Here is a 22356-nt window from a genome sequence, read left to right as displayed (position 1 = left end):
CCCGAAACCATCTCCTACGTCGCCAAACGCACCCAAGAAGGCAAGACCCCCGAGAAGATCCTGCGCTGCCTCAAGCGCTACATCGCACGCTCACTCTTCAGGAAACTCAACGCGAACGCCCCTTGACACGACCCATAGAAGCGTCGACAAGCTCGATCACCGGGATGGTCCCGATCTCGACAAGCTCGATCACCGGGATGGTCCCGATCTCGACAAGCTCGATCACCGGGATGGTCGCGATCTCGACAGGCCCGATCGCCGGGCCCGTCGAGACCCCGGCGCTCCGCCGCTACTTGAGCGTCGCGGCCGCCGGATCCCAGTCCTCCGGCAGGGCGGCGGAGCGCGCTACCGTGCTGGAGACGGTGACGAACGCGCCGGTCTCCACCGACTCAATCATCGACACCATGGCGTCGAGCACGTGGTACGCCTGCTCCCCCGTCGCCCGGTGCTCGTCACCCGAGCGGATGGCCCTGGCCATGTCCACAACGCCCATGCCCCGTCCGTGGCTCGGGCCAGTCGCCGGAATGACCCTCCATTCTTCGTCACCGTCACGCCAGATCCGAATGTCGCCATCGAAGTTGTTCGGATCCGGCAGCGAGAGCGTGGCCTCGGTTCCGGTGATCTCGATGAACCCGGTCTGCGTGCGGGGCGACTCGAAGCTGTACACGCTTTGCGAGGTCGCGCCCGATTCGAACTGGGCGATCGCACTGACGTGGGTCGGTACCTCTACGGCGAACTCCTCGCCCGCCTTCGGGCCGGAACCGACGACGCGGGTGGCACGCGCGGCGCCGCCGACGGCCACCACCTGCTCGAAGGGCCCGAACGCCTGGACCAGAGCCGTCAGGTAGTACGGGGCCATATCGAAGACCGGGCCGGCACCTTCCTGAAACAGAAAGGCCGGGTTCGGATGCCACGACTCCGGTCCGGGGGTCTGAAACACGGTCTGAGCGGTGAGGGGGGTGCCGATCGCACCCGCATCGACCAGTCGGCGTGCGGTTTGGAGTCCGGCCCCGAGGAAGGTGTCAGGGGCGCAGCCGAGCCGAACGCCCGCGGCATCCGCTGCCTTCAGCAGTCCCAGCCCGCTCTCACGGTCGAGTGAGAACGGCTTCTCGCTCCACACGTGCTTGCCGGCAGTCACCGCAGCGGTCGCCACCTCGACATGCGCGGCGGGAATGGTGAGGTTGACGACGATCTCGACATCCGGGTGATTCAGCGCCGTGGCGACACCGCCGGAAATCTCGATGCCATACTTCTCGGCTCGGGCCGCCGCCACTTCCTCGTCGAGATCCGCCACCACGAGCACCCGCACGTCGGGGAAGCCGGTGAGGTTGTCGAGGTATTGGGTGCTGATGTTGCCGGCGCCGATGACAGCGACGCCGACGGGGCCGGTGCGCACGCTGGGGCCGGTCACGCGTGCGCCTGGGCGGCGACGGATGAGTTGCGCAAGAAGGCGAGGCTCTGGGCGATGCCGTCGAAGATGTCGCCCGCGTAGTCGTCGAACTCGACGACGCCCACCTCGAGCGACGTCGCGGCGGCGATCACGTCGAGCACGGGCATGCGACCCTGGCCGGCCGGAAGCTGGGCCTGGGCATCCGTGCTCACCGGGCCATCCTTGATGTGAATGAACTTGACGCGGTCGCCGAGGCGGGCGAGCACCTCCACCGGGTTGTGGCCGCCGACGGCCACCCAGTAGGTGTCGACTTCGAGCACGACCTCGGGGTCGAGCAGGTCGGCGAAGTACTCCAGGGCGGTGCGCCCCTCGATCATCGACTCCAGCTCCCACTGGTGGTTGTGGTAGCCGACACGGATGCCGTAGCCGGACCCCTTCTTGGCCGCGGCGTTGAGCTGGGCCGCGGTGTGCTGGATGTCGACGGCGGTCTGCCAGAGTGCGGCATCGATCAGGGGCTCGATGACGGTGCTGATTCCGAGGGCATTTGCGGCCGCGAAGATCTCGTCCTGGTCTTGATTGAGCAGCGGTGCGTGGCCCGACGGAGCGGTCAGCCCGTTCGCGGCGAGCGCCGCGCCCAGCTCGGTGGCGGTCGCGACGAAGTCATACGGCTCAACCTGGGTGAAGCCGATCTCGGCCACCCGGGCGATGGTGCCGGGGAGGTCCTGCTCGAGAGGGGTGCGAAGCGTGTAGAGCTGCAGTGAATAGGTCATGGGTTCTCCTGAGTTAGAAAAAGTGCGAGATGAACGGATGTGAGACGAGAAAGTCAGGCGAGGCCGTTGCGGCCGGCCACCTCGCCGAGCCAGGCCAGGGAGGGCTTGGGGGTGCGCACGAACGTTTCGCGGTCGACACCGATGAGGCCGAAGGTCGGCCGGAACCCGCTGGCCCATTCGTAGTTGTCCAGCGCGCTCCAGTGCTGGTAGCCGAGCACCTCGATGCCGTCGTCGATTGCGGCGTGCAACCCGCGCAGCGCTCCGTCGGTGTACGCGATCCGGCGGGTGTCGTCGGCTGTGGCGATGCCGTTCTCCGTCACCATCACGGGAACGTTGCCGCTCAGCTCCCAGGCGCTGCGCACCCCGAGTTCCAAGGCGGGCGGAAAGAACTCCCAGCCGGTCAGTGTGGTCTCGACGTCGTCGGCCACCGGGATCGGCCCGTCCGGACCGATGAAGGTTCGGGTGTACGCCTGAACGCCGACGAAGTCATCCCCGGCGGACATCTCCAAGTACCAGTCGTCGCGCGGATAGCCGTATTCGACCATCTTCTCGTCGGCCCCCGGTTCACCGGTGGAGTGGAAGGCCTGGGTGGCGACCGTCCAGCCGGTCTTCAGTCCGGGCACTGAGCTGAGCACCTCACGGGAGCGCTGATGGGAGGCCAGCAGTGCGTCGGCCACCTGCAGGTCGGGGTTGGGCAGGCCGAAGGCAACCAGGTTCGCCGCATCCTCACCGCCGGCCAGCATGGCGGCGATGTTGGGCTCGTTGATGGTGCAGACGTAGTCGACGCCCTCGGAGACGATCGGCAGGGCCAGTTCGGTGAAGCGGGCGAAGAGATCCGGTGCGGCGGGGTTGCGCCAGAACCCGCCGTCGAACATCCACCGCGGCACGGTGAAGTGCATCAGCGTCACGACGGGGTTGAGCCCGAATTCAAGCGCGGTGTCCACCATCCGGCGGTAGTGATCGATTCCGGCCCGCGACACGAAGCCCTGCTCCGGCTCGATCCGGCTCCACTCGATTGAGAACCGGTAGCAGTTCAGGCCGGCCTCGGAGAGCAGCTTCATGTCTTCGCGGTAGCGGTGGTAGCTGTCCATCGCGTCGCCACTCGGTTCGACGATCTGCGTGCCCGGAGCGTGTTCCTTCACCCACCAGTCGTTGTTGATGTTGTTCCCTTCGATCTGATGGGCGGCGGTGGCCGCGCCCCAGAGAAAGTTCTCGGGAAATGTGAGCATGACGTGTCTCTCCTTGTGATGAAGTTCGGATGCCGCGGCACCGTGACCCCGCAGGGTCGGGACGGGTGCGGCTGACGTGTGCGCGTGTGCGGCCGACGTGCGCCCGGTCTCAGGGCATGCCGGCCCAGAAGGCATCGAGCGCGACCGCGGTGGCCGCGGGTGCCTCCCGCTGGGGCGAGTGGAATCCGCCCGGAATCACGCGATACCGCGCTCCGAGCCGCTCGGCCATGTCGCGCTGGTCGGCAATCGGCCATTCGTCGTCGAACTCGCCGTGGGCGACGAGCACCGCCAGCTGTGTGGCCGCGAGCTCCGCGACCCGGTCTTCGTGGTGTTGCAACAGCAGCGCGCCGGCCAGAACGTTCTCCGACGAGGTGCGCCGGGCGCGAAGGCGGAGGAACGCCTCCTCCTCGGTGATCTCGCTGTCGGGTCGGCCCACCGCGTGCAGGTTGTCGCGGATCCAGAGTCCGAGGCTGCCCGACAGCCAGACGGTGTCGGCGGTGTCTTGGTGACGTCCGGCCCAGCCGTGCGGCCCGGAGCAGAGCAGGGTCAGGTCAGTGAACGATGACGGTGAGGCGATGGCAGCGGCGGCAGCCACTATTCCCCCGAGGCTGTGGCCGACGAGGTGCACCGGCGCACCCCCCTCAGACCGGCGGCGCAGCAGGTCGGCGAGCTCCACGGCATCCGCCGCGAGCGCGCCGAGCTCATAGCTCTGCGGGCCGGCGGGCGCGGCCGAATCGGCTTGGCCGCGCTGGCTGTACGCCCACGCGTCCCAACCGCGCTCGGCCAGCAGCGGAAGAAACTCCGTGAAATCCTCTTTGGAACCGGTGAAGCCCGGCACGACGAGCACCGTGCCGCGCGCAGCACCCTGGGCCGGAGCGTGCAGCGCCGTAAGCAGGCCCGGTTGCACCGTGATGCCCACCGTTTCGACGCCGGGCGGGAGCGGCATGGCGCCGAACCGGGGGTGCGGTGCGATCGTGTGCATCAGGCCCCCCGCGCGTTCCGTGCCGGGTTGGGCACCGCGTCGAGCAGCCGAACGGTGTACTCGTCGCGGGGGTTTCGGAGCACGTCAGCGGTCTCACCCCGTTCGACCACCCGGCCCTGGTTGAGCACCAGGATCTGGTCGGTGACCAGCCGCGCGCTGAGCAAATCGTGGGTGATGTAGAGCAGGCTCAGCCCCCACTGCTCGCGCAGGTCCTGCAACAGCGACAGCACGCCGGCACGCAGCGACACGTCAAGCATCGAAACTGGTTCGTCGGCGATGAGCACCTGCGGGTTGCTCGCCAGCGCCCGGGCGATCACCACGCGCTGGCGTTGCCCACCGGACAGCTGGTGGGGAAGTTTCGCGGCAAACCACTCGACCGGGCTGAGCCCGACGATCTCAAGCAACTCCCGCACCCGGGCCCGGGCGGCGTCGTTGCGCAGCCCGGTGAAGTTGTGTACCGGCCGCGATAGGGCGTACTCCACGGTGTGCAGAGGATTGAGCGCCGCATACGGATCCTGAAAGACCATCTGAACGTCGGTGTGTAGTGCGCGTAGCCCTCTGGTGCGCAGGTTGGACACATCCAGGTCGCCGAAATGCACGGACCCTGACGTCGGTTTCTCGATGCCGGTGATCAGCTTCGCGAGCGTCGACTTACCGCTCCCCGAGGCGCCGACCAAGGCCAGAGACTGGCCGGGTTCCAGCACGAACGAGACGTCGCTGAGCACCTGAACCGGGGCTTCGCCCCGCCGCGCGGCCGGATAGGTCTTGAAAACACCGTCCACGATGACAGCGGATTCGGTGGCCCTCCCCGCACGGGCCCGACCGCCGGCGGCCGAGCGAGCCGCGAACGAACTCGTCGTCGGGCCAGCTGACGGAGCGTGCGCCACACCGTTGGTTGCGTCGTCGGGCGCGTCGTCTGCGACTGATTCGGCGGCGAACGGCACGTCGCCGCCACTCCGCCGGCGAAATCCCGGCACCTCCACGACATCGGCGCGCGGGTCGGCATAGTGGCTGAGCAGCATCCGGGTGTAGTCGTCTTGCGGTCGTTCCAGCACGTCCCGGCTCGGCGCGTCTTCGACGATGCGTCCCTCGTGCATGACCAGCACGCGGGTGGTGGCTTCCAGTACCACGCCGAGGTCGTGGCTGATCAGGATGGCGGTGAAGCCCTCCGACTCCTGCAGCGACGAGATGGTCTCCATGATCGCGTGCTGCACCAGAACGTCAAGCGCCGTCGTCGGCTCGTCGAACACCATCAGCTGCGGCTCCAAGGAGAGCGCCAACGCGATGGACACGCGCTGCCGCATTCCACCGGACAGCTCGCTCGGATAGCTGCGGAGCACGTCGGCACTAAGACCGACCTTGTCCATCAGCTCGATCTGGCGGGCATCCCACCGCTCACGCTTCATATGGCCGTGCGCTTTGAAAATGTCGGTGAAGTGGTGACGGATGCTGCGCACCGGGTTCAACGCGTTCATCCCGGACTGCAGCACCATCGCGAACCCGCCCTGACGCTGGCGACGCAGGCTCTCCGCATCCAGCTCCTGGATGTCCCGCCCACCGAACAGAATGGTTCCGCCACTCTGCGAGGCCGGGGATTTCAGAAGCCGGGTCAGGGCAAAACCGAGCGTCGATTTACCGGAACCGGACTCCCCCACGAGGCCGATGAACTCGCCGCGGCGCACGGAGAAGGTGACATCCTGCACGGCGTGAACCGGCTCGGAACCGGTGGACTGGTAGACCACGGAGAGGTTCTGCACGTCGAGGAGCGGCTGCCGCTCCTCGGCACCGCGAACGGAGTTTTCTGCCGGGTTCACCGGCTCGAGAGTCGGGGCGATGGTCATCATGACTTCCCTTCACGGAGACGCGGATTGCTGATCGAATCGACGCCGAAATTGATCAAGGTCATGCTCATCGCCAGCAGCGCGATGCACAGGCCGGGGGCGAAGAGCAGAATCCACTGGCCGGTGAGCAGAGCGTTGGAGTTCTGCGCCCAGTAGAGGATGGTTCCCCAGCTGACGATGCTGGAGTCGCCGAGTCCCAAGAACTCGAGGCCGGCCTCACCGAGGATGGCGGCGGTCGCGGCCCCGAAGAAGCCGCCGGTGATCAGCGACGTCATGTTCGGCAGAATCTCGTGGAAGACGATTCGCCACGAGCTGTCGCCGGAGAACCGGGCTGCCGTCACGAAGTCGCGGGTGCGCAGTGTCTGGGTTTGGCTGCGCAGCACTCGTGCACCCCAGGCCCATCCGGTGATGACGATGACGGCGATGATCATCGAGAGGCCGCCGTTTTGCAGGTAGGCGGCAATCACGATCATCAGCGGTAGTCCGGGCACCACGAGAAACAGGTTGACGATGAAGTCGATGACGTCGGCGCCGAAGCCGCGGATGTAGCCCCAACTCAAACCGATGGCGATGGCCACCAGGGTGGACAGCGTGCCGGCGATGAACCCGACCGCCACACTGATCTGGGATCCATAGATGAGTTGGCTGAGCACATCCTCACCCGCCGCCGTGGTGCCGAACCAGTGTTCGGGACTGGAGTCGGCGTTGCGGGGGAACCCGTCCTGCGATGCACCGTAGGGCGCGAGCAGTGGCGCGAAAATGGCGACCAGAACGAAACCCGCGAGCATGATCAGCCCAAGCCGTGACTTCCAGTTCGACCAGAGGGTGACGGCGACACGGCCCAGAAAGGCGAACCGGCGCGGGCGGGCAATCGTGCCGACTGTGGGCATGACGTCAGGCTGTGTGGTGGTCATCGGCGAGTCCTCGGGTCCAGCACGCCGTACAGAATGTCGACGAGGAAGTTGGCGATGAGCACGCTCACGGTGATCATCAGGAAGAGTGCCTGCATCAGTGGGTAGTCCTGGCCGATGACGGCGTTGAACAGCAGATAGCCGATGCCGGGATAGCCGAACACCTGCTCGACGAGCACCGAACCGCCCACGACCCCGCCGAGTGCCAGGCCGAAGCCCGTCAGGTTCGGCAGTACGGCGTTGCGTGCGGCGTAGCGCACGGCGACGGTGCTCTCCTTCAGCCCGTTCGCTTCGGCGAACGTCACGTAGTCATCACCGAGGGTGTTGATCATGGCGTTACGCATGCCCAGGATCCAGCCGCCGAGCGACGTGATCAGGATGGTCAGGGCGGGAAGCAGCGCGTGATAGAAAACATCCCCGACGAATGCCCCGGTGAGTTCCGGGGAGGCCGTCGGACCGTACGCGCCGGACGTCGGGAAGACGCGCATCACGTATCCGAAGAAGAACAGCAGCAAAAGCGCCGTCCAGAAATACGGGAAGGTGCTGGCAAAACTGCCGACCAGCGTGGGGAGTGAATCCATCCAGGTGTTGCGTTTCCAGGCCGCGAGCACGCCGATCAGGGTGCCGACCACAAAAGCGACAATCGTGACGGTTCCCACCAACACGAGGGTGTACGGAAACGCCTCGGAGATGAGCTCGGAAACGGATTGCGGGTAGAAGGTGTACGAGACGCCGAAGTTCAGCGTCAGTACCTGCTGCAGATAGGCGAAGTACTGCTCGAACAGGTTGCCCTGCGGAGTTCCCAGTTGGGCTTCGATCGCCGTACGCGTCGCGGCCGAAACCGGGCCGTTCTGCGAGAGTTTTGCGATGGCCGCGTCGGCGGGCGACCCCGGCATCAGACGGGGAAGCAAGAAGTTCAGGGTGATGGCCGCCCATAGGGTCAGCGCAAAAAATCCGAGTTTTCGACGGAGATAGGTCACGGTCAGTTCTCTCCGTTCTCGGCCAGTTTCAGGCGGGTGAGAATCAGCAGGGTGCTGGAGTCGTAGGTCTGCGGCGGCGCATACGGGTCGTCGGCGGAGGGCCAGCCGGTGAATTTGGCGGTGTTGTAGAGCCCCCAGAGTCCGCCGTAGTAGAGGCCGATCACGGGCAGCTCGTCGTAAACGATCCGCTGCAACTGGCGGTTGAGCCGCAACTGCTCGTCGGGGTCGGTGGTCTTCTTGTACTCGGCGAGAATCGCATCGACCTCGGGGCTCGAGTAGCGCTGGTAGTTGCTAGTGGTTTGCGTGCCGTTCTCTTTGTAGAACTCGCTCGAGAGCAGGCTGTTGTAGCCCTGGAAGAGGTTGCCGCCGCCCATGCCGCCCATCGCCAGTTCGAAGTCGCCGTTGGCAACGGCCAGTTGATAGCCGGCCGGCTGGGGCGCCTTGATTTTCACGTCGATGCCGATGGCACCGAGTTGCTTGCGCACCTCCTGCACGGCGCGCAGCCAATCCGCATAGCCGTTGGCGGTGGTGATCGAGAACGACAGTTGTTGGCCTGCACTGTCGACCATTGCGTCACCCGACCGGGTGTACCCGGCCGCGGCGAAGGCATCCGTCGCCGCGGCGATGTCCTGGCTGATGAACCCGTCATCGGGGATGCTCGGATCGAGCTGGTCCTGCTGGTTGGGCAGCATGAGCCCGGTCTGCCCGGCCGCCGGCATGTATTCCTCGGTGGCGGCGGCGGCGATCTTGTCCCGGTCGAGGGCCAACGCGATGCCGCGGCGCAGGTCGACGTTGTCGAACGGCGCCTTGTCGAGGTTCGGCACCAGGCTGATCACGCCTCCCGGCGGAAACCAGTACTTGTTGTGGTCATTGGCCGCCAGCCAGGTGCCCTCGACGTTGCTCATATAGGAGTACGCCCAGTCGAAGCCCTTGGTGACCAGATCCAGCTCACCCGTCGCCGACGGCAGCACGAGATGCTCGATCTCCACGGTGTTCGCCTGCCAGTAGTCCTGGTTCTTGTCCATCGTGTACTGCTGGGAGGTGAAGTTTCCGAGCGTGTACGGCCCGGTCCCCACCGGGTTCTCGTCACGGAACATATCCGGCGCCTTGATGTCTGCCCAGAGGTGCTCCGGCAGGATCATGGTTTGCGAGATGATGGCGGATGCCGTCGAGTCGGCGTCGTTGAGATGCACGATGACGTGCTGTCCGTCGATCTCCAACCGGTCGATGTGCTGCCAGATGCCCTTCATGTCCAAGGTCGGGAACTCCTTGAGCAAGTTGAAGGTGAAGACGACGTCGTCAGGGGTGAACTTCTCGCCATCCGACCAAGTCACACCCTCCCGAATCGTGTAGTCGATGGTGCGGGCGTCGGGCAGTGTGAAGCTTTCGGCGAGCCACGGAGTCTGTGTGCCGTCCAACACGTTGGTGACGGTGAGCGGCTCATAGATGTAGCTCGACGCCGTGCGCTTGTTGATCAGGTACGGATTGAAGATCCGCTCCAGCAGCGGGTTTCCCTTGTCGGCCGCCAAGAGCATCGTGTCCTGGGGAATCGACGGGTCGGGTTCGCTTTGGATCTGGATGCTGCAGCCGCTGAGAACCACGGCGAGCGACGCGGCGACGAGCACAAGCATTCGTCGTTTGCGCCCTGCGCCGATGGCACCGCGGGATGAGGATGGGGTGTGCGTCTCCGACACGTTCATTCCTAACATTGCTCTCCGGCGAACCCTGCCTCGCTGCTTTGCGATGCACACCGTGTGCCGCTGATCCGGGACACAGGGTCTCGGAAGCAGCGAACTCATTTCCCACTGTATGCGCTTACATTTTGCATTACAAGAGCACAGCGCAAACTCCCGGCCGACTTAGACGGGGTCGGGTCAGGCCTCGGTGCTCTCCCGCAGCAACACCGTGACCGGCAGCCGCACCGATTCGGGCAGGCGGTCAGGGTGCTCGAGGCGGTCGGCCATGAGGTGGACCGCCACCCGACCCAGGTCCTTCATCGGCTGCCGCACCGTGGTGAGCCGGGGCTCGCTGAGCCGACCGGCATCAATGCCGTCGAAGCCCGTGACGAGCACGTCGCGAGGAACGCTGACTCCCCCGGCCCGGAAGGCGTCCAGGATGCCCAGCGCCATCTGGTCGTTGCCGCAGATCAAGGCTCCCGGCAGTGATCCGTCGCTGACCAGTCGTTCGCCGAGTGCACGGGCATCGTCCCGCTGAAAGTTCGCGCGCAGCAGCGGAACACTGTCCGGATCAATGCCCGAGTCCTCCAGCGCGTGCAGGTAGCCCGCATAGCGCTCGGCATCGTCGGGGGATTCCTCCGGCCCGGCGACGTAGACAGGATCGCGCACACCCCGGTCGGCGATCACATGCGCGGTGAGGGCGCGCATCCCTTCGGCGTTGGCCACCGAGACATGATCGAACTCGTCGCCGTGTCGGGGTCCCGCCAGCAAGACAACCGGGATGCGTTTCGAGATGTGCCCCAGCACATCGTCGGAGACGCTGCGTGCGAGCACGACAAGGCCGTCAACCCGTCCGGCCATGTCCCTGGCGATCATGTCAGGGTCTGATCCGCGCCCGACGCCCACCATCAGCACCAGCCCGCGTCGCCAGGCCTCCAGTTCGGCCCCGCGCAGGACCTCATCAAAGTAGAGGTCGAGTGGTCTCGGATCCCCGCTGTCGGGGATGTCCCGCACCACGTGAACTGACTCCGCCGATCCCCGCTCGAGATCGCCCAGGTTCTCTGCGGCGTCAAACCCGGGAAAGAAGAGGCCGATCACCCCGGTGCGCTGGGCGGCGAGTCCCCGGGCGCTGGCGCTCGGCACGTAGCCGAGCTCGCGCACGGAGGCCAGCACTCTCTCCCGCGTAGCGGCCCGCACATCACCGGGATGTTGGAACACACGGGAGACCGTCGCGATCGACACGCCGGCATGCTGTGCGACGTCGTAGACCGTCGGAGCTTTCACCACGTCTGCGACCTCTCACTCTTCGCCGGGATGCACAGCTGCAGCCCCTCAGGGGTTCAACTCTACGGCCGCGCCGCTCCCGACTCAGCTAACGGAAGGCCCGTTTCGGTGGTCATTTCTCGCTCGCCACCACCCGGCCGGTACCGAAATCAGGAGTGGAGGTGTGTCGGCCAGCCCAAACCGGCGAAATGGCCCGGTTTCAGGGCCGCGACACACCTCCGCTCCTAATTTTGGCTCGCCGCCGAATCGGTGGTCGAGCCTGTCGAGACCTCCGCCGGCCGATCTCTGAACCGCAACCAGGTGTCGGAGATCGGCTCGCCCGATCTCGACAGGCTCGATCACCGGGATGGGCCCGATCTCGACAAGCCCGATCGCCGGAACGGTCGCGGCGAGCGCCAGCGAACGGGATCGGATGCGCCGGGCTAACGGGCCCGCGGATGCGCCGTCGTGTACATGTCCCGCAGCGTGTCGGCCGTCACCAGCGTGTAGATCTGCGTCGTCGCCACCGACGAGTGCCCGAGCAGCTCCTGCACGACGCGTACGTCCGCTCCCCCGGCCAGCAGATGCGTCGCGAACGAGTGCCGCAGCGTGTGCGGAGACACCTCAACGGTCAGTTCAGCGCGCTCGGCCGCCGCACGGATGATCAGCCACGCGTTCTGCCTGCTGACTCGCGCGCCGCGCATCCCCAGAAACAGGGCCGGCGTCGCGCTCCCCCGCACCGACAGCTTCGGCCGCGCCCGCACGAGGTAGGCATCGATGGCGACCCGGGCGAAGCTGCCGAGCGGCACAATCCGCTGCTTGTCACCCTTGCCGGTCAGCCGCACGACGTCTTCTTCGAGCACATCGTCGACGTTGAGCGTGACGACCTCCGACACCCGGGCGCCGGTCGCATAGAGCAGTTCCAGCAGCGCCTTGTCGCGCAACTGCTGCACCTCGTCACCGTCGGTGGCGGCCAGCAGAGCGTTCACCTGCTCGATCGAGATGGCCTTCGGCAGGCGAGACCCGAGCTTCGGCGGCTTCGTGTCGTGCGCGACATCCGTCTCGACCAGCGACTCTTCGAGCAGAAAACGGTGGAATCCGCGCACGCTCGACAGGATGCGCGCGATCGACGACGCCGTCAGCGGCGACTCCTCGCGACCGCCGAGAAACCTTACGAACTCCGAGATATGAGCCGAGGTGACGGTGCGCAGATCGTCGAGTCCGGCAACGCTGAGCCAGTCGGAGTAGATGACGAGATCGCGCCGGTACGCGGCCACGGTGTTCGCGGCCAGCCCCCGCTCGATCGAGACATGCCGCAGGTACGAATCCACGGCCGCCTCGATGTTCACGCGCCGGTTTTCCAGTTCGATGGATGCCGTGGCCACGGCGCGTCGGCCGGCCCCAGGCTCGCCCAGCCACGACTGCGCGCAGCCTGAGCAGCGAGCACGCCGATCACCAGCGACGGGTTCTGGATGCGTCGCTCGAGCACCGCGTCGACACAGTCGTCGAGCGACACCCAACGAATCTCCATGTCGGCTTCTTCATGAACGCGCTCGAACGGGTCGGGCAGCTCGGTCAGACCCCGCGCCAGGTAGATGCGGATGACCTCATCGCTGCCGCCCGGCGACGTGTAGAACTCACTGAGCACAGCCCAGTCGTCGGCCGCGACATCCGTCTCTTCGGCCAGCTCGCGCTTGGCTCCGTCGAGCGGGCTCTCACCGAACTCATCGAGCAGCCCGGCCGGAAGCTCCCATTCGCGCGCCCGCACCGGATGCCGGTACTGCTTGATCAGCAGAACCCGGTCGTGCGTGTCGAGCGCCAGGATGGCGACGGCGCCAGGGTGGTCGAGGTACTCACGCACGATCGGCGAGCCGTTGTACTCGAACTCGTCGCGGCGCACATCCCAGATCTTGCCGGCAAAGACGACCCCGCTCACGACCACGGGGGCCGGAGCGAGATCGTCTTCAAGAGGCTGGTTAGGCATCAACCTTCACTTCGAAGAGTCGGCTGGCCTGCTGGCGGTCAAGAGCTGCACCGATCAAGCCACGGAACAACGGGTTGGCGTTGTTCGGGCGCGAGCGCAGCTCGGGGTGCGCCTGCGTGCCCACGTAGAACGGGTGCTGGTCGCGGGTGAGCTCGACGTACTCCACCAGGTGGCGGTCAGGTGACGTGCCCGAGAACCAGAGGCCGGCTTCGGCGATCTGGTCGCGGTAGCGGTTGTTGACCTCGTAGCGGTGACGGTGACGCTCCGACGCCTCGTTGGCGCCGTACATCTCGGCAACCAGTGAACCGGGTGCGAGGGTGGCCGGGTACAGGCCGAGGCGCATGGTGCCGCCCAGGTCGCCGCCGGCAATGATCTCGATCTGCTCCTCCATCGTCGCGATCACGGGGAACTCGGTGTCTTCGTCGAACTCGCTCGACGAAGCGCCGGGCAGGCCGGCCTTGTTGCGCGCGTATTCGATGACCATGCACTGCAGGCCCAGGCACAGGCCGAGGGTCGGGATGCCGTTTTCACGGGCGAAGCGCAGCGCCCCGAGCTTGCCTTCGATGCCACGCACGCCGAATCCGCCGGGAACACAGATGCCGTCGAGGTCGGCCAGCATGTGTGCGGCGCCCTCTTCGGTCTCGCACTCGTCGGAGGGGATCCAGTGGATCTTGACCTTGCTCTGGTGTGCGAAGCCGCCGGCTCGCAGCGCCTCGGTGACCGAGAGGTAGGCATCCGGCAGGTCGATGTACTTGCCGACGAGTCCGATGTTCACCTCGAACTTGGGCTCGTGCACGGCGTCGAGCACCGGCTGCCAGCTGGTCCAGTCCACGTCGTCGGCCACCAGGTCGAGCGCGTCGATGATGTAGGCGTCGAGACCCTGGTTGTGCAGCATGGTCGGGATGTCGTAGATGCTCGGCACGTCGATGGCGTTGACCACTGCATCTTCGTCGACGTCGCACATCAGCGCGATCTTGCGCTTGTTCGGCTCGGAGACGGGGCGGTCGCTGCGCAGCACCAGGGCATCGGGCTGGATGCCGATGGAGCGGAGGGCTGCGACGGAGTGCTGCGTCGGCTTGGTCTTCTGCTCACCGGATGCGTTCATGTACGGCACGAGGGACACGTGCACGAAGAACACGTTCTTGCGGCCGAGTTCGTGGCGCACCTGACGGGCGGCTTCGATGAACGGCTGCGATTCGATGTCGCCGACGGTGCCACCGATCTCGGTGATGATCACGTCGGGGCGCAGCTCGTCGCTGGCCTGCAGGCGCATGCGGCGCTTGATCTCGTCGGTGATGTGCGGGATGACCTGCACGGTGTCGCCGAGGTACTCGCCGCGGCGCTCCTTGGCAATCACCTGCGAGTAGATCTGACCGGTGGTGACGTTCGCCGCCTGGCTCAGATTGATGTCGAGGAATCGCTCGTAGTGGCCGATGTCGAGGTCGGTTTCGGCGCCATCGTCAGTGACGAAGACTTCGCCGTGCTGGAACGGGTTCATCGTTCCCGGGTCGACGTTGAGGTAGGGGTCAAGTTTCTGCATCACGACGCGTAGTCCCCGCGCGGTGAGAAGATTGCCGAGGCTCGCTGCCGTCAGGCCTTTTCCCAATGAAGAAACGACACCACCGGTCACAAAAATGTGCTTGGTAGTGCCGTCTGAGTTGTCCGCGTTTTTAATGTTCACCACGGGCCTCGAGCCTATCAGGCGTGACCCTGAACGTCTCCCCAGTGTGACCAGATTGATGCCGACTCCGGGACAAAATTCGTCGGTGCCGGAGTCGGCGTTCGCGTCAGCGCGCGTGCGCGAGAGCGATCAGTTCGCGGGCGTGCTCAAGACCACTCGCCGAATCGGGCAGGCCCGAGAGCAGACGCGCCATTTCGGCGGCACGCTCCTCGCCCTGCAGCTGCTTCACGCTCGACGCCGTCACCGCCCCGTCGCTGTCTTTGACCACGGTGAGGTGATTTCCGGCGAACGCGGCAACCTGCGCCAGGTGGGTGACCACAATCACCTGAGCGGTTTCGGCGAGGCGGGCGAGGCGTCGACCGATCTCGATCGCCGCTGCCCCGCCGACCCCGGCATCCACCTCGTCGAAGACGAAGGTCGGCACCGGGTCTGTCGCGTTGATGACCACTTCGATCGCGAGCATCACCCGGGAGAGTTCACCACCGGATGCGCCGCGCGCGAGCGAGCGCGGCTCAGCCCCCGCGTGCGGTTGAAGCAGAATCTTCACACTGTCGCGACCGGTCAGGGTGGCCTCGTCACGGCTGTCGATCTCCACGATCAGTGACGCGTCGGGCATGGCCAGCGCGCTGAGTTCCGCGGTGACGGCGCCGCCAAGGGCCGCTGCGGCCCGCACGCGCAATGCGGTGAGGGTGGCGGCTCGCTCGTCGACCTGGCGCAGGTCGGCTTCCGTCTCGCTCTCGAGCTCGTCGATGCGGTCGGAGTCGCCGTCGAGCTCGACCAGTCGGGCGCTGCCCGTGTCGAGAAAATCGATGGCCTCGTCGAGTCCGCCGAGGTACTTGCGGGCAATGGCCGAGAGTTCCGCGCGCCGCTCCTGCACGATCTCAAGCTCGCGTGCTCCGTCGGCGTCGAGGCCGGCCAGGTAGCTGGACAGCTGGGCGGCGATGTCGGCGACGAGAAAACCGGCGTTCGCGATCGCCTCGACGATCGGAGGCAGGGCGGGGTCGTGGCCGGCCGCGCGCTCGAGTTGGCGACGTGCCGCGTCGAGCAGCGCCGTCGCATCCGGAACATCGTCGACCGACTCTTCGGCCGACAGCAGTTCGCGCGACTGCGCGGCGGCCAGCCGCAGCTCTTCGAGGTTGCCGAGGCGTTCGGCGCGCTCGGCCAGTTCGGTGTCTTCACCGCGCTGCGGTGCGACGGCCTCGATCTCGGCGATCGCGGCGCGCAGGTCGTCGGCTTCGCGGGCGCGGTCGTCGCGTTCGCGGGTGAGCTGCTCGAGCTCAACCCGATTCGCTTGCCAGCGGTGGAAGGCCGCCTGATAGCTCGTCAGCGCGGTGGCGAGGTCGGGGCCGGCGAATCGGTCGAGGGCTTCACGCTGGGCGACGGAGGAGCGCAGGCGCACCTGGTCCGACTGCCCGTGCACGACGACGAGGTCTCCGCCGAGGTCGCCGAGCACGCTCGCCGGAGCGCTGCGCCCCCCGACGATCGCACGGCTGCGGCCTTCGACCGAGACGGAACGGCCGAGGATGAGCTCCGGGCCGTCGAGGTCTCCCCCGGCATCGCGCACCCGGTCGGCGACGGCGCCGGCGGGGTCGACGAGCCAGCGGCCCTCGACCCAGCTTTGCGCCTGGCCCTGGCGCACGGTGCCGGCGTCGGCGCGTTCGCCGAGCAGCAGGCCGAGCGCCGTGACAACCATGGTCTTTCCGGCGCCGGTTTCACCCGTGACCGCGGTGAAACCGGGGCCGAGCGGCAGGGTGGCTTCGGCAATGACGCCGAGGTCGCGAATCGACAGTTCTTCGATCATGCTCGTCCACCGTTCATTGCCAACGCTCGGCTTGCCCGATTGCGAATGGAGAGCCCACTACTCACACTCGGTCGGATGGGCAGCTCCCCCGTCGTGCTCGTCCAGCCGTTCAAGGTCAGCCCACTACTCACGGCCAACAGGCCCCCTCCAGCCCGTGACGGGCAGGTTGAATTTGTTCACGAGACGATCGGTGAATGGTCCGGAGTGCAGGCGCGCCAGGCGCACCGGAACACTCGACTTCCGGGCGACGACCCGAGCGCCGGGCGGCAAATCATAGGCGCGTCGACCGTCGGCCCAGAGCACCGCGGTGCCGTCGCTGCGCGCGAGAATCTCGACGGCGAGCGACGAATCAGCCCCGACGACCAACGGCCGGGCAAACAGCGCGTGAGCCGACAGCGGAACGAGCAGCAGCGCGTCGAGGCTCGGCCAGACGATCGGGCCGCCGGCCGAGAACGAGTACGCGGTCGACCCGGTTGGCGTCGACATAACGACGCCATCGCAGCCAAACGACGAGAGGGGGCGGCCATCGACCTCGATGACGACCTCGAGCATCCGTTCGCGGCTGGCCTTCTCGACGGTCGCTTCGTTCAGCGCCCAGGTCTCGTAGACGACGTCGCTGCCGACTTTGACGCGCACTGAGAGCGCCATGCGTTCCTCGACGGTGTAGTCGCGGGTGAGCGCACGGTGCACGGCCACGTCGAGGTCATCGCGCTCGCTTTCGGCCAGGAATCCGACATGGCCGAGGTTGATGCCAAGAAGCGGGGCGGAGCATCCGCGCACGAGTTCCGCGGCGCGCAGAATAGTTCCGTCACCGCCGAGCACGATGACCAGCTCAAGTTCGTCGGCGTCAACGCCGTCGCCCAGAATGCCGAGGTGCCGCGAAAGCTCGGGTGACGACGCCAGCAGGTCGGCGCGTTCGGTCGTGTCGAGCACCGGCACAGCGCCGGCGGCGATCAGCTTCTGACAGACGGTGACCGCTGCGTCGAGCGAATCGGTGCGTCCGGTGTGCGCGACGACAAGGATGTGGCGTGGCGTTGCAGTCATGTCGTCACGCTCCCACGAGTCGGGTGATCCGGTCGATCCATTCTGTCGGATTACTGTCGGATGCGGTGCTGATCCAGCACAGATACTCGCGATTTCCTGCCGCACCGGCAATCGGCGAGGCGATCAGGCCGTTGGTGCGGAGGCCCAGGTCAAACGCCGCCCAGAGCACGCCGGTGATGGCATCCGCTCGAAGCGCCGGGTTGGTCACGACACCCTCCCGAATGCTCTCTTTTCCAACCTCGAACTGCGGCTTGATCAGAAGCACGAAGTCGGCGCCGGGGGTCGCGGTTGCAACGAGGGCGGGCAGCACCGTCGTCAACGAAATGAAGGAGAGGTCGCCGACGACGAGGTCGGGGCGCGTCGCGACCCCGGATGCCGCCGCGATCGTTTCGGCTGTCGCGTAGCGCAGGTTGAAGCCTTCGACCACGGCAAGACGTTCGTCGGACGCGAGCTCGGGCGAAAGCTGACCATGACCGACATCAGCGGCGATCACCTGGGCGGCACCGCGTTCGAGCAGAACCTGACTGAATCCTCCGGTCGACGCGCCGGCGTCGAGCACCGTGCGCCCGGCAACCGGGATCTCGAAGGCGTCGAGAGCCGCAATGAGTTTGTGGGCGCCGCGGCTCACATAGTGGTCGGTGCCAGCAACCTCGAGCAGCTGACTCTCACGCACCTTGGCGGATGCTTTGACCACCGGTTTGCCATCAACCGTGACCAGACCGTCGGCGATGAGCTTGGCGGCCACGGTGCGCGAACGCACCAGGCCGCGCTCGACGAGCGCGGTGTCCAGGCGAACCTCGGTGACGGGCGTCGGCTCGGTCACCGGGGTCGCGTCATCCGCTGGAATTACCTCGTTCATCGGCGTGCCGCTGCCGGCACGTCGCCGCCCTCGAGGCGGCTGCGCAGCTGGTCATGAAGCTCGGTGTACTCCGCGGCACGCTGCTCCAGCGGCTGGTCGTCGATCGCACTCAGACGCGAGGCGAGCCCCGCTTCAAACGAGGCGTCGAACGAGCCGTCGGCGGCAATCTCGGTGGAATCCATGCTGTCTAGATTACCGGTCGAGATACAGTCGCTCCGGAACGTTCAGCCCGTAGATCGGTCGGCCAGACGCCCAGATCACGGCGCATGCAGCGCGCAACAGGTTGATCCCGTTGTCGCCGTCAGCGGTGATCTCGACGTCGTTGCCACGGATGCGCACGGTCGCGCCGTCGACGGTGGCCGTCGATCCGTCCTTGCTGAACACGGGAACCGGGTAGGGCTCGTGCAGCTGGCGGAGGTCGCTGAGCAGAAACTGTGGACGCGAGTTCGCATCGGCCGCCAAGGCCTGCTTGGCCTTGTCGATGCCGGTGAGCACCAGTACCGAGGGGATGCCGGCACGGTTGGCGCCGAGGATGTCGGTGTCGAGCCGGTCGCCGATGAACAATGCGTTCTTCGCGTCGAACCGGTTGATCGCCTCGGTGAAAATGGCGACCTCCGGCTTGCCGGCGACGAGCGGCAGGCGCCCGACGGCCGTGTGAACGGCTGAGACGAGCGTGCCGTTGCCGGGGGCGATGCCACGGGCGACCGGAATCGTCCAGTCGGTGTTCGTGGCGATCCACGGAATGCCCTCGCCGCCGTCAGCCGCCGAGTTGTTCAGCGCGAACGCCGCCTCGGCCAGCTGCGCCCAGCCCACATCGGGTGCAAATCCCTGGATGACCGCGGCCGGCTTGTCGTCGGCCGACCGCGTCACGACGAACCCGGCCTTCTCGACCTCGACAACCAGCCCTTCGCCCCCGACCACCAAGATCTGGGAACCGGCCGGCGCCTGCTCGGCGAGCAGACGCACCGCGGCCTGGGGCGACGTGACGACATCCGCCGCCGCGACCGCCAGACCGAGTTCGGTCAGGTGGTCGGCGACGGACTGATCGGTGCGGGATGCGTTGTTGGTGATGTAGCCGACGCGCATCGTTTCGGCAGCCTGGTTCAGCGCTTCAACCGCGAACGGTATGGCGGCCGGGCCGGCGTAGACGACACCATCGAGGTCAGCGAGCAGAACGTCGACGCCGTCGAGAGGCGTTGTCGCCTTCGTCTTGCGCCCCAGCTTCAGCACCCTTCTCTACTTCTTCGTCGAGGCGTTGTCGGCTGCCTCGGCAGCGGCCTTCGCCGCAGCCTTCTCGGCACGAACGATGCGAGCCTTCTCGTTCTTCGCGAGGCGGGCTGCTTCGGCTTTGGCGGCCTTGGCGTCATCGTCGGTCGACGCGGTGGTCGAGGTGGTCGAGCCTGTCGAGACCTCGGGGGTCTCAACGGCCTTCGCAGCCTTCTCGACCTTGACTGACTTCTCGACCTTTACAGCCTTCGGAGCCTTCTCAGCCTTCTCGACCTTGACGGACTTCTCAGCCTTTTCAGCCTTCGGAGCCTTCTCAGCCTTGTCGGCCTTCTCAACCTTCTCAGCCTTCTCGAGCTTCGGAGCCTTCTCGACCTTCGGAGCCTTCTCGACCTTCGGAGCCTTCTCGACCTTCGGAGCCTTCTCGACCTTCGGAGCCTTCTCGACCTTCGGAGCCTTCTCGACCTCGACTGCTTCGGGGGCCGAAACCTCAACGACCTCTACGGTTTCAACCGCTTCGGTGGTCGAGCCTGTCGAGACCTCCACAACTTCTTCAGCAGATTCGTCCGTCGATTCCTCATCCAACTCAACGAATTCGTCGTCGAGCGAAATGCCTTCTTCGTCCTCATCGATTTCAATGATCTCGATGGTTTCATCGAGCGCAGCAGCGTCACCGAATGCGGCATCGGCGCGAGCGGCCAGAGTCATCCACTTCTCAGCTTCAGCGTCGCGGCCGAGGTCGGCCAGCACCTCGGCGTAAGCCGAGAACAGTTCTGCGCTGTAGGAGAAGGCGGTCTTCGGGTCGAGCTGCGGAATCTCAAGCTCGCGCAAAGCGGCTTCGGTCTCGCCGAGGTCGAGACGGGCCCCGGACATCGCGATCGCGAGGCTCACCTGAACGCCGGCTGGCAGCGTGCTGCGGTCAACCGAACGGCCGAGCTCGAGAGCACGGTCGGGGCGCCCCACGCCACGTTCGCTGTCGACCATCAGGGCGATCTGTTCGTTCGAGCCGGAGATCCGGCGGTAGGTGCGTAGTTCGCGAAGTGCCAGAGCGTAGTCACCGACGGCATACGCCGTGATGGCCAACGTCTCACGAACGACCGCAATGCGGCCGGCACGGCGGGCCGCGGAAACGACGTGCAGGTGAGCCTGCTCCGGGTCCTCCTCGATGAGTCGAACGGCCATGGCCAAGTGCTTGGCCACCCATTCGGCATTGTCCTTGGTGAGCGTCTTCAGTTCGTTGCGCGCGATGCGGTCGAGGTCCTTGTCGGAGACGTCATCGGGCAGGAAGGGGTCGTCGTGACGTGAGCGAACCGGGCGCAGCTCGCGCTGCATCCGCTGCTCGACTGTCTCCTCTTCAGCGATGTACTGCGCGTCGCGGGCTTCACGGTCGTTACGGGCCGGGGCACCGTCGCGAGTCCACAGCTTCTTGTCGCCGTCACGTGAATCTGAGTCGCGGCGCGGGCGTTCGGAGCGTGAACCATCCTTGTCCCACGGCTTCTTGTCGCCGTGGTGTCCGGGACGATCTGCACCGCCGCGGTAGGCCGGACGCTCAGAACGCTCGCCGTCGCGGGACGGGCGGGCCGGGCGATCGGGACGATCGGAGTTTCCGCGGTAGGCCGGACGTTCGCTGTCCTTGGCCCACGGCTTGCGCTCACCGGAACCAGACGACGGACGGTCAGAGTTTCCGCGGTACGGGGGACGCTCGGAGCGTTCGCCGGACTTCTCCCACGGCTTGCGCTCACCGGAACCAGACGACGGACGGTCAGAGTTTCCGCGGTACGGGGGACGCTCGGAGCGTTCGCCGGACTTCTCCCACGGCTTGCGCTCACCGGAACCAGACGACGGACGGTCGGTGTTTCCGCGGTAGGCGGGACGTTCGCCCGACTTTTCCCACGGCTTACGCTCGCCATCGCGCGGTGCGCTGGTGCGGTCGGAGTTCCCACGGTAGGGAGCACGCTCACCAGAACCCGAGGGACGATCGGAGTTTCCACGGTAGGGAGCACGCTCGCCGTCCTTGGCCCACGGCTTACGCTCGCCGTCGCGCGGAGCGCTCGTGCGGTCAGAGTTGCCTCGGTACGGGGCACGTTCGCCCGAACCGGACGGACGGTCTGAGTTGCCACGGTAAGCCGGACGCTCGCCGGACTTCTCCCACGGCTTGCGCTCACCGTCGCGCGGCGCGCTCGTGCGATCTGAATTGCCCCGGTACGGAGCACGCTCACCCGAGCCGGACGGACGATCGGAGTTGCCACGGTACGGGGCGCGCTCACCCGAGCCGGACGGACGATCAGAATTGCCGCGGTAGGGAGCACGCTCACCGGAACCGGACGGACGATCGGAGTTACCACGGTGAGGAGCTCCCGAGGAGCGTCCGGAATCACCCTGTGAGCGGTCGTTTCGGCCTGCGCCGGACCATCGGTCCTCCCGGCCACCGCCGCGGGGGTCGTTGCCATTGGATCCTGAAGGGCTCACTGTTGTATCTCCTGTGTAATTTGTGGTGCCGTACCTCGTGCTCTTACAAGCGTACGGCTTAACGCAAAATGGCCACCCCGTAGGGTGGCCATTTCACGTTTTTCTAAGTTAAGTCCGGCGGTGTCCTACTCTCCCACAGGGTCCCCCCTGCAGTACCATCGGCGCTGAGAGTCTTAGCTTCCGGGTTCGGAATGTGACCGGGCGTTTCCCTCTCGCTATGGCCGCCGAAACATCTGGTGATGAACTCCCGGT

At 66.3% G+C, this 22356-nt stretch carries 18 protein-coding genes and 1 rRNA gene; all 19 read right to left on the bottom strand.

Annotated elements, in window-relative coordinates:
- Window positions 1-289 precede the first annotated feature (289 nt).
- The 19 genes from AC1DCF_RS19110 to rrf all read right to left on the bottom strand — a co-directional run bounded on the left by AC1DCF_RS19110 (window position 290) and on the right by rrf (window position 22333).
- Window positions 290-1411, bottom strand: coding sequence for a Gfo/Idh/MocA family protein (locus AC1DCF_RS19110; protein WP_477212360.1), 1122 nt, complete (start codon window positions 1409-1411; stop codon window positions 290-292).
- On the bottom strand, window positions 1408-2160 hold the full coding sequence (locus AC1DCF_RS19105) for a sugar phosphate isomerase/epimerase family protein (protein WP_477212359.1): 753 nt from the start codon (window positions 2158-2160) through the stop codon (window positions 1408-1410). Before AC1DCF_RS19105 ends, AC1DCF_RS19110 begins: the two co-directional genes overlap by 4 nt.
- 53 nt (window positions 2161-2213) lie before the next feature.
- Complete coding sequence (locus AC1DCF_RS19100) at window positions 2214-3389, bottom strand: glycoside hydrolase family 1 protein (RefSeq protein ID WP_477212358.1); 1176 nt, start codon at window positions 3387-3389, stop codon at window positions 2214-2216.
- A 109-nt stretch (window positions 3390-3498) separates the two neighbouring features.
- The gene (locus AC1DCF_RS19095; RefSeq protein ID WP_477212357.1) at window positions 3499-4371 is read right to left on the bottom strand and encodes an alpha/beta fold hydrolase; all 873 of its coding nucleotides are present in this window, start codon (window positions 4369-4371) and stop codon (window positions 3499-3501) included.
- Window positions 4371-6215 carry an ABC transporter ATP-binding protein gene (locus tag AC1DCF_RS19090; protein ID WP_477212356.1) on the bottom strand — a complete coding sequence of 615 codons (1845 nt, stop codon included), beginning with the start codon at window positions 6213-6215 and terminating at the stop codon, window positions 4371-4373. Before AC1DCF_RS19090 ends, AC1DCF_RS19095 begins: the two co-directional genes overlap by 1 nt.
- Window positions 6212-7126: an ABC transporter permease gene (locus AC1DCF_RS19085; RefSeq protein ID WP_477212355.1), complete on the bottom strand. Its 915-nt coding sequence runs from the start codon at window positions 7124-7126 to the stop codon at window positions 6212-6214. Before AC1DCF_RS19085 ends, AC1DCF_RS19090 begins: the two co-directional genes overlap by 4 nt.
- Window positions 7123-8103, bottom strand: a complete 981-nt coding sequence (locus tag AC1DCF_RS19080) for an ABC transporter permease (protein ID WP_477212354.1) — start codon at window positions 8101-8103, stop codon at window positions 7123-7125. Before AC1DCF_RS19080 ends, AC1DCF_RS19085 begins: the two co-directional genes overlap by 4 nt.
- A 2-nt stretch (window positions 8104-8105) precedes the next feature.
- Complete coding sequence (locus AC1DCF_RS19075) at window positions 8106-9803, bottom strand: ABC transporter substrate-binding protein (protein ID WP_477212353.1); 1698 nt, start codon at window positions 9801-9803, stop codon at window positions 8106-8108.
- Window positions 9804-9977: 174 nt separating this feature from the next.
- Window positions 9978-11066, bottom strand: a complete 1089-nt coding sequence (locus AC1DCF_RS19070) for a LacI family DNA-binding transcriptional regulator (protein ID WP_477212352.1) — start codon at window positions 11064-11066, stop codon at window positions 9978-9980.
- 419 nt (window positions 11067-11485) lie between these two features.
- Window positions 11486-12391 (bottom strand): site-specific tyrosine recombinase XerD, encoded by a 906-nt coding sequence (xerD, locus tag AC1DCF_RS19065; protein WP_477212351.1) that lies wholly within the window; start codon window positions 12389-12391, stop codon window positions 11486-11488.
- A complete protein-coding gene (locus tag AC1DCF_RS19060; protein ID WP_477212350.1) occupies window positions 12388-13026 on the bottom strand; it encodes an NUDIX domain-containing protein in 639 nt (212 codons plus the stop codon). Before AC1DCF_RS19060 ends, xerD begins: the two co-directional genes overlap by 4 nt.
- Window positions 13019-14710: a CTP synthase gene (locus AC1DCF_RS19055; protein WP_477212349.1), complete on the bottom strand. Its 1692-nt coding sequence runs from the start codon at window positions 14708-14710 to the stop codon at window positions 13019-13021. Before AC1DCF_RS19055 ends, AC1DCF_RS19060 begins: the two co-directional genes overlap by 8 nt.
- Before the next feature lie 103 nt (window positions 14711-14813).
- Window positions 14814-16508 carry a DNA repair protein RecN gene (recN, locus tag AC1DCF_RS19050; RefSeq protein ID WP_477212348.1) on the bottom strand — a complete coding sequence of 565 codons (1695 nt, stop codon included), beginning with the start codon at window positions 16506-16508 and terminating at the stop codon, window positions 14814-14816.
- Between the two features lie 123 nt (window positions 16509-16631).
- Window positions 16632-17552 carry an NAD kinase gene (locus tag AC1DCF_RS19045; RefSeq protein ID WP_477212347.1) on the bottom strand — a complete coding sequence of 307 codons (921 nt, stop codon included), beginning with the start codon at window positions 17550-17552 and terminating at the stop codon, window positions 16632-16634.
- 4 nt (window positions 17553-17556) lie between these two features.
- The gene (locus AC1DCF_RS19040) at window positions 17557-18411 is read right to left on the bottom strand and encodes a TlyA family RNA methyltransferase (protein ID WP_477212346.1); all 855 of its coding nucleotides are present in this window, start codon (window positions 18409-18411) and stop codon (window positions 17557-17559) included.
- Window positions 18408-18593, bottom strand: coding sequence for a hypothetical protein (locus tag AC1DCF_RS19035; protein ID WP_477212345.1), 186 nt, complete (start codon window positions 18591-18593; stop codon window positions 18408-18410). The genes AC1DCF_RS19040 and AC1DCF_RS19035 overlap by 4 nt, the downstream gene beginning before the upstream one ends.
- A 10-nt stretch (window positions 18594-18603) precedes the next feature.
- Window positions 18604-19638: an HAD-IIA family hydrolase gene (locus tag AC1DCF_RS19030; protein WP_477212361.1), complete on the bottom strand. Its 1035-nt coding sequence runs from the start codon at window positions 19636-19638 to the stop codon at window positions 18604-18606.
- A 9-nt stretch (window positions 19639-19647) separates the two neighbouring features.
- Entirely contained in the window at window positions 19648-22104 is a 2457-nt protein-coding gene (locus AC1DCF_RS19025; RefSeq protein WP_477212344.1) for a tetratricopeptide repeat protein, read from the bottom strand.
- A gap of 112 nt (window positions 22105-22216) precedes the next feature.
- Window positions 22217-22333 (bottom strand): 5S ribosomal RNA (rrf, locus tag AC1DCF_RS19020).
- Between the last annotated feature and the right edge of the window lie 23 nt (window positions 22334-22356).

It is taken from the genome of Leifsonia sp. 10L418 (assembly GCF_056395445.1).
The sequence above is the reverse complement of the archived record's forward strand: the minus strand, read 5'-3'. Positions and strand labels throughout refer to the sequence as shown.